Below are 1,009 nucleotides of genomic sequence, written 5' to 3' on the forward strand. Positions count from 1 at the left end.
CCATACAGATCAGCCTGAGCGGATTGAATGCGGCGTTCCAGGCCGCCCTCAACGCCGCTTTGAGCGGCGCCCCAGCCCTGCAAGCGGCGCTAACCGCGCTGATCAACGCCAGCCAAAACCTCGCCGCGAGCTTCAGCGCGGCGCTGCCCGGCCTGGCCGCCCAACTCAATGCCGCGCTCTCGGGGGCCTTCGGGGCCACCCTGCCCGCCCTCAGCGCCGCCTTCAACGCCACCCTCAACGCCGTCCTGTCCGGCGGCCTGTCCGCTCTCCAGGCCAGCCTGCCGGGGCTCAATGCGGCCTTCCAGGCCGCCCTCAACGCCGCCCTGGCCAGCGCCCCAGCCTTCCAAGCGGCGCTGACCGCACTGATAAGCGCCAGCCAAAACCTAGTCGCCAACTTCAGCGCAGCTTTCCCCGCCATTACCGCAGCCTTGTCGGGCAGCTTCGGGGCCACGCTGTCCGCCTTGAATGCGGCGTTCAGCGCGACCATAAACGCCGCGCTGTCGGGCAGCCTGCCGGCCATACAGATCAGCCTGAGCGGATTGAATGCGGCCTTGCAGGCCGCCCTCAACGCCGCTTTGAGCGGCGCCCCAGCCTTCCAAGCGGCGCTGACCGCGCTGATCAACGCCAGCCAAAACCTCGCCGCCAGCTTCACCGCGGCGCTGCCCGGCCTGGCCGCCCAACTCAATGCCGCACTCTCGGGGGCCTTCGGGGCCACCCTGCCCGCCCTGAGCGCGGCCCTCAGCGCGACCATCAACGCCGTCCTGTCCGGCAACTTGCCGGCCATACAGATCAGCCTGAGCGGATTGAATGCGGCGTTCCAGGCCGCCCTCAACGCCGCTTTGAGCGGCGCCCCAGCCTTCCAAGCGGCGCTGACCGCGCTGATCAACGCCAGCCAAAACCTCGCCGCCAGCTTCAGCGCGGCGCTGCCCGGCCTGGCCGCCCAACTCAATGCCGCACTCTCGGGGGCCTTCGGGGCCACCCTGCCCGCCCTCAGCGCCGCCTTCAACGC

The 1,009-nt window shown here is 70.2% G+C and carries 1 protein-coding gene; it reads left to right on the forward strand.

The genetic code is table 11. The features are described from left to right. Window positions 1-1,009: hypothetical protein (locus MSIMFI_RS27305; RefSeq protein WP_191500041.1), on the forward strand; the 1,009-nt coding region annotated here is incomplete at both ends.

Source organism: Mycobacterium simulans (assembly GCF_900232995.1).
Lineage (GTDB): Bacteria > Actinomycetota > Actinomycetes > Mycobacteriales > Mycobacteriaceae > Mycobacterium > Mycobacterium simulans.